At 68.5% G+C, this 7,035-nt stretch carries 5 protein-coding genes and 1 pseudogene; 1 reads left to right on the forward strand and 5 read right to left on the reverse strand.

The features are described from left to right. The first annotated feature begins 4 nt into the window (after positions 1-4). Complete coding sequence (locus ON19_RS32865; protein ID WP_227954859.1) at positions 5-1,327, forward strand: FAD-dependent oxidoreductase; 1,323 nt, start codon at positions 5-7, stop codon at positions 1,325-1,327. A 709-nt stretch (positions 1,328-2,036) separates the two neighbouring features. Here ON19_RS32865 and ON19_RS32875 read toward each other — a convergent pair. The 5 genes and pseudogenes from ON19_RS32875 to ON19_RS32890 form a co-directional block, all read right to left on the reverse strand. Then, positions 2,037-3,419 (reverse strand): alpha/beta hydrolase, encoded by a 1,383-nt coding sequence (locus ON19_RS32875; protein WP_043701762.1) that lies wholly within the window; start codon positions 3,417-3,419, stop codon positions 2,037-2,039. 125 nt (positions 3,420-3,544) lie between these two features. Next, positions 3,545-3,697 (reverse strand): annotated as a pseudogene (locus ON19_RS44190) (MFS transporter); the annotation flags it as partial. A 117-nt stretch (positions 3,698-3,814) separates the two neighbouring features. After that, positions 3,815-5,278 carry an NAD-dependent succinate-semialdehyde dehydrogenase gene (locus ON19_RS32880; RefSeq protein WP_043701764.1) on the reverse strand — a complete coding sequence of 488 codons (1,464 nt, stop codon included), beginning with the start codon at positions 5,276-5,278 and terminating at the stop codon, positions 3,815-3,817. 93 nt (positions 5,279-5,371) lie between these two features. Next, a complete protein-coding gene (locus ON19_RS32885) occupies positions 5,372-6,175 on the reverse strand; it encodes an HpcH/HpaI aldolase family protein (RefSeq protein WP_043701767.1) in 804 nt (267 codons plus the stop codon). After that, a complete protein-coding gene (locus ON19_RS32890; protein WP_043701769.1) occupies positions 6,160-6,948 on the reverse strand; it encodes a fumarylacetoacetate hydrolase family protein in 789 nt (262 codons plus the stop codon). The genes ON19_RS32885 and ON19_RS32890 overlap by 16 nt, the downstream gene beginning before the upstream one ends. Positions 6,949-7,035 lie beyond the last annotated feature (87 nt).

Genomic DNA, 7,035 nt, shown 5'->3' on the forward strand with positions numbered 1-7,035 from the left:
CATCATGACCGGTAGTGGCCACTCGGTGTCCACCACCGATGTCAGGGTGGGTCTGTTCAACGAGCATTGGCAGAGAGGACGGTCGGGTATGCGGGTGGTTGTGGTCGGCGGCGGGATCGGCGGGCTCGCCCTGGGGGCAGGGCTGCGCCGCCGGGGATTCGAGGTGGCGATATTCGACCGCGACACCGACGTGGCAGCGACCGGCGGCTACCACATCACCCTGGACGAGCGGGCGCAGTCGGCGCTGAAAGATCTAGTGGAACCGCAGATCATGCAGCGGTTGCTGGCATCGGGGTCGGCGCTGCGGCTGCGCGAGCGTGACGCGTTCTGGGACCGCCGCGGCCGGCTGCTCGGCCACGGGCCGGACCTCAGTGGCAGCGGCAGTGTCGACGTGGATCGGATCACCCTGCGGATGTTGTTGGCCGAAGCGGTGGGTGATGCCCTGCACCTGGGATGCAGCGCGTCCGGCGTCGGCCATGATGACCACGGCGCGCCCCAGGTGCTGTTCACCGATCGAGCGCCGGTCTCGGCGGATCTGGTGGTGGGCGCGGACGGCACCCACTCGGTGGTAGCCCGCCACCTGGCGGGAGGCCCGACCAACAGACCGGCGGGCATCATCGGTTTCTCCGGCCGCACCCTCGTGCGAGACCTCAGCTTCCGCGAGCAGCAGCGACTGAGGCCACGATCGGGGCTGGCGATCGGCCCGCACGGGGCAGCGCTCTATATCGGCTTCCTCGACCCGGTCGGCAACGCCGCGCTCGACGCTCGCGAGCTGCGGATGTCGGTCACCACCGGGCCCACCTACATTTGGGGCGCGATGTTCCCCGAATCCGCCGGCACCGACTCCCTGCGTGACCTGCGTGGCGGTGCACTGCAGGCCGCGCTGCTGGGCCGGTTTCGCGAGCGGGGCTGGGCCGAGCACACGCTCGAGGTCATCGCCCAGGCCGACCCGCACAGCGTGGCCGGGTTCCGCTTCAACGCCGCCTCCACCCGCGCGGACGATCTCGCGCCCTGGCCCGCGGGTCGAATCACCGCGCTCGGCGACGCTGTCCACGCCACACCACCCACCGCCGGAATGGGAGCAGGCGCGGCCATCCGCGACGCCGCCAGCCTGCTCGAGCACGTGAGCGCCGCCGCCGCCGGCACCGCAACCCTCACCGACGGCGTGGAACATTTCGAAGCCGACATGCGCCAGCGCGGCGGAGAAGTCCTGACCCTGGCCATGAAGACCGTCCGGTGGATCCTGGCCACCGACACCACACTCGGCGCCGCAGCCACCGCCGTGAGCACCCCGATTCTGGCCGCAGCCGCCCGGCTACGTCACTGACGAGCCGCGCGACGTCCGTGCTCTGTACTCAGAACAGGGTGTCGCGCACGCACACGGGCCGGTAGCCGGTGGGTCCGAGCTGGCCATCAGGAACCCTTCGAACCCGTTTGAACTCCAGTGGGATGCATCTCTGAGCTTGGCAAGTTCGCGCGGGCGGGTTCTGCACTTGCATTCCTGGCTCGTGCATCCCTGGCTTGTTGCGGATTCATGCCCAAATCTGCTGCAGCACAGCGGGATTTGCCTCTAGGCGCCGAAACTGTAAGGAACTCTTACTGCCGGGCCCGCAGGGGTGCGGCACGGAGGCGGGCGGCCTCTCGGGTCGGTAGTCGATGGTCGGTTCGGCGCCGCGTTCCGGCGGGCTGGGTCAGGGTTCGGGGTGTGGGAGTGGGTGTGCGCGGAAGAAGTCCCAGATGATGTGGTTGGCGTTGAGGGGGGTGACTGTGCCGGTCAGGGCGACGGGGACGGTGGTGGTGTCGCCGCCCGGCCAGGCGTGGCCGCCGCCGCGCCGGCCAGCGAGCCGTCGGCGCTGACCGACTTCGCGAACTTGATCGCGAAGTCTCCCGAAGAGGACCAACCCCACCATGAAGTCGCGCCGGGCGATCGACCGCGCAGGACCTGCGCGTGGTGCCGGGGAGGCCGGAAGCACCGCCCCGGCACCACGCGCTCTCATGTGGTCAGGGGCCTGGAAGGGTTGGGAGAGAGCGGGCGCCTACCGCGTTGGGGACGACGGATAGAGCCCCGGCCGGGGCAGCGGGTCCGGTTGGAACGCCACGAAGTGCGAGGAGTCGGTGCCGTTGTCGGCCGCGCGTTTGTTCATGGCCTGGGGACTCGTGCTCGGCCAGGTGCCGGTGCTCAGGCGCTGGTCCATCGTCTTGATCGATGCCACCACCTCATCGGTGGTGAAGTTGCAGTGCCCCGGGGCGGACACGTAGGTCTGCCTGAGCAGCGCGGCATCACCGTTGGCGCGCACCTTTGCGGCGTAGGGCGATTCCAGGCTGGTGAAGACGGCGTCGTCCCCGGTGGTGTGCACGGTCAGGATCGGCATCTGCGGAGAGCCGGTTGGAGCGTATTCGTTCATCTTGGCGATCGCCTGCGGGGCGCTGGATTCGATCCGTGGGGCGGCTTGGAGCGCGTCCAGGTCGTCCTTGATGCTCAGCCCGGCCTGCTTGTAGAGCGCGTCGACCTCGGCCTTCGCGTCGTGGCCGAGACCGCTGAACAGCTCGCGGTAGTCCACCCCGGTGTTCCCGGAGAACGGCCCGCCCACCTTGGATTCCATGTCGGCGCGCACCGCCGCCTGGAACAACGTGAACGTGGTGCTGAGGCTGTAGTACTGGTTGAGCTCCTGGGTCGCGTGGTCGGTGCCGGCGGGCTCGGACGTTCCGGGCTGCGACCACGTCGGCAGGGTGGTGAAGGACGCCGCGAGCGCGAGCCTTGCCCGGCCTTCCGCCGTCTTCTGCGCGTTCTCGACGAGCTGCGTCCAGTAGCCCTGGGCCGAGGCCACATCGGTGATGTTGACGAGCGGGACGGTTCCGTCGGGGTCGAGCAGCGTCCGCAGGGTGAACGCACCGTCGAGGTAGGTGTTGAACCACGGCACTGTGCCGGCGACACCGGGGCACAGCGCGATCGCACCGTGGATCTTGTCCGGGTACCGCTCGGCCAGCAAGGAGGTGATCTCCCCGCCCATGGATTCGCCCCAGGCGATGACGCGTCGAGGCGACGCGACCTGTGCGGCGAACTCGTCGAGCGTGGCGGTCTGGTCGCCCAGCGCGTCGGGGGTCTGCCACCCGACGCCGGGGTAGGACCCACCGGCGAGGGCGTACCCGTCCGCGAGCAGTTCCTCGCCCACCTCGGCCGAGCCGGCGTCCCGGGCCGGGTTGGACGGTCCGGGGTTGTAGCCGTGGGAGTAGAGCAGGAGGGTACCGTTCCAGTTGGCGGGCACTTCGAATAGGTAGGTGGATCCATCGGACAGCGAGCCGCTGATCTTGCGGACAGTGGCGTCCGCCGTCTCAGCGCCTCCGACGCCACTGCCGGTGAGTGCCACGACCGTCACGGCGGCCGCAGCCGCCATGACGAGCTTCTTCTTAGCGCGCATCAGGAACAGACCTCGACTTCTCTGAATAGTGGGGGGGTTTGGGGTTGCCAGCGTCACTGGTAGTGGGGGTTTCCGCCGCCGGGACACGCCTGCGGACTCGCGGGTCACCACTGCCAGCCAGGCCAGGCTGACCAGTGAGGCAGCAGACCGATCCCGACTGTCGCGGTGCCCATCAGGACGAGCGAGGTGACCAGGATCGACTTTCGGCCGACCCGGTCGCCGAAGTGGCCCATGACCACACCGCCGAGGGGACGGGTGAGGAAAGCACCTGCAACGGTTCGTCGCGCGTGAGCCCTTCAATGAGAATTGCGGTCAGGGGAGTGGCGGCGAACTGTGTCCTGACCACCACCCGTCGTGTGCTCAACGAACAATCCGATCCCGATGGCTGCAGGTGATCACTCGTTCGGAATCAGGGTGTATTTCGTAGAGAGGAATTCGTGAATGCCTTCGAAGCCGCCTTCCCGGCCCACGCCCGACTGCTTTACGCCACCGAATGGGGCTGCGGCGTTGGAGACGACGCCGGCGTTCAGGCCCATCATGCCGGTCTCCAGCTTGTCGATCATGCGGTGCCCGCGTGCGAGATCCTCTGTATAGACGTAGGACACGAGGCCGTATTCGGTGTTGTTGGCGAGGCGGACCGCTTCCTCCTCGGTGGCGAACGTGGCGATCGCGAGGACCGGGCCGAAGATCTCCTCCTGGAGGATGTCGCTGCCGTCGGCGACACCGGTGAGGACCGTCGGCTGATAGAAGCTGCCGGGGCCGTCGACCTTCGCGCCGCCGGTCAGCAGCACCGCGCCGCGCGCCGTCGCGTCGGCGACGAGTTCGGCGGTCTTGTTCACCGCGTCGTCGTCGATGAGGGGGCCGATCGTCACGCCTTCCTCGGTGCCGCGGCCGATCTTCATCTCCTCGACGCGCTCGGTGATCTGTTTCGCGAATTCGTCGGCGACGTCCTCGTGCACGATGAACCGGTTCGCGGCCGTGCACGCCTGGCCGATGTTGCGGAACTTCGCCGTGAGCGCTCCGTTCACGGCCTTGTCCAGGTCGGCGTCCTCGAACACCACGAAGGGCGCGTTGCCGCCGAGTTCCATCGATACACGCAGGACGTTGTCGGCGGCTTGGGCGATCAGTTGGCGGCCGACCTCGGTGGAGCCGGTGAACGACAGCTTCCGCAGCCGGGGATCGGCGATGATCGGCGCCGAGACCCGGCGCGACGACGCGGAGGTGACGACGTTGACGACACCTGTGGGCAGACCCGCCTGCACGAGTAACTGTGTGAAGTAGAGCGTGGTCAGCGGCGTCAGCTGCGGGGGCTTGATCACCACCGTGCATCCGGCGGCGAGCGCTGGAGCGATCTTGCGAGTCGCCATGGCGAACGGGAAGTTCCACGGCGTGATGAAGAACGACGGTCCCACCGGCCTTTGGGACACGATCATCTGCCCCGTGCCTTCGGGATTGAGCCCGTATCTGCCGTGGATGCGCACGGCTTCCTCGCTGAACCAGCGCAGGAACTCGCCGCCGTAGGCGACTTCGCCGCGCGCCTCGGCGAGGGGCTTGCCCATTTCCACCGTCATCAGCAGGGCGAGATCGTCGCTGTGCTGTTGCACGAGTTCCCAAGCGGCGCGCAGGATGTCGCTGCGCGTGCGGGGCGCCGTGGTCGCCCACGGCTCCTGTGCGGCGACGGCGGCGTCCAGCGCGCGGATCGCGTCGTCGGCGGTGGCGTCGGCCACTTCGCGCACGATCCGGCCGGTGGCGGGGTCGCGTACCGGGAAGGTGCCGCCGCTGGCGGCATCGATCCACTCGCCCCCGATGAACAACTGGTGGGGGGCGGCGGAAAGCAGTGTGGTCTCACGTTCGGTCATGACGTCACTCCTGAGGCGGTTGTCTCGGACACGGCTCGCGGTACGCCGCCGCGCGGACGCTGCCGTGCGCGGATGGCGCACCGTGCGGGTCCTTCAGTACGAGGTACGGGGAGCCTGATCCGGGCTCGCGATGTAGGTCTCGGCCAGCTTCTCCGAGGCGCGTGCGAGCAGCGCCACGTCGGCTCCGACGAGGATGAACCGGGCTCCGGCTGCGGCGTAGTCGCGTGCGGCGACCGGATCGAAAGCGTTGATCCCGATGGGTTTTCCGGCCGCGGCGATGCCCGCGAAGGCACGCTTCACCGCGGCGACGACATCCGGATGCGTCTGCTGCCCGATCAGTCCCATCGAGGCGGCGAGGTCGCTCGGGCCGACGAAAACACCGTCGACGCCGAGGGTTTCGGCGATCGCGCGGGCGTTCGCCACGCCCTCGACGGTCTCGATCTGCACGAACACGGAAACGTGAGCGGCATCATCGCGCAAGTATCCGTCGACGCGGTTCCATCGCGCCGATCGCGCGAGTGCGCTGCCCACACCGCGTACCCCCGTAGGCGGGTACCGGGTCATCGCGGCGACTGCTTTCGCCTCCTCAGGTGTCGAGATCATCGGCACGAGGATGTTCTGCGCGCCGAGGTCGAGCACCTGCTTGACGATCACCGCATCGCCCGCCGGGACGCGCACGACCGGCGTCGACGAATAGCCCGAGACGGCGTAGAGCTGCGCGAGCGTCGACTCCAAACCGTTGGGCGCGTGCTCCATATCGATGAGCAACCAGTCGAGCCCCGCCCCGGCCATGATTTCGGCGGCGACGGCCGAACCCGAGCAGATCCATCCACCGAAGAGCGTTCGATCCGCGCGAGCCAGCCGGTCGGCGAACGTCGGGTTCAGACGAAACGACATGAGATCGTTCCCAACGGTCCGTAGTCGGCGAGCACGGTGTCCCCGCGCTCGACCCACATCGGGCGGGTGAAGGACCCGGCCAAAACGATTTCGCCTGCTTCGAGGCGGTCACCGTGCTCGGCGAGCTTGTCGGCGAGCCACGCCACTCCGGTGGCGGGGTGGTTGAGCACAGCTGCCGCGACGCCCGATTCCTCGATCGTCTCGTTGCGGTAGAGCAGAGCGGAGACCCAGCGCAGGTCGGTCTCGCCGATCCGCACCGGATTGCCGCCGTAGACCATCGCGCCGAAGCCCGCGTTGTCGCTGATGGTGTCGACGATCGTCCGGCCCTGCAGTTCGATGCGCGAGGAGAGGACTTCCAGTGCGGGGACGACGTATTCGGTCGCACGCAGCACATCGAAGACGGTCACGCCGGGACCCTCCAGCGGCTCGGAGAGCACGAACGCCAGCTCGACCTCGATGCGCACGTTGGGGAATTGCCCGTGTTCGATGACCGAGCCGTTGTCGAAGACCGCGTCGGCGAACATCGCGCCGTAGTCGGGTTCGGTGATTCCGGTCGCGGCCTGCATGGCCTTGCTCGTCAGTCCGATCTTGCGGCCGATCGGACGGCGCCCGGCGGCGATCCCGCGGCGGCGCCACTCGTTCTGCACGGCATACGAATCCGCGACCGTCATGCCCGGGTGCCGGACGGTCAGCAGCGGCACCGTGGTGCGATCGCGTTCGGCGGCGGCGAGTTCGTCGGCGATCGCGGTGATTGTTGCGGCGTCGAGCGCCATCCGATGTCCTTTCCTGTTCGAGGAGCGCGGCCGGCGGGTGAGGGCGACCGGCCGCGTTCGGGCTCGTTCTGGCGCTAGAGCTGGTTG

The organism is Nocardia abscessus NBRC 100374 (assembly GCF_000308455.1).
In the GTDB taxonomy this organism is placed as follows: domain Bacteria; phylum Actinomycetota; class Actinomycetes; order Mycobacteriales; family Mycobacteriaceae; genus Nocardia; species Nocardia abscessus.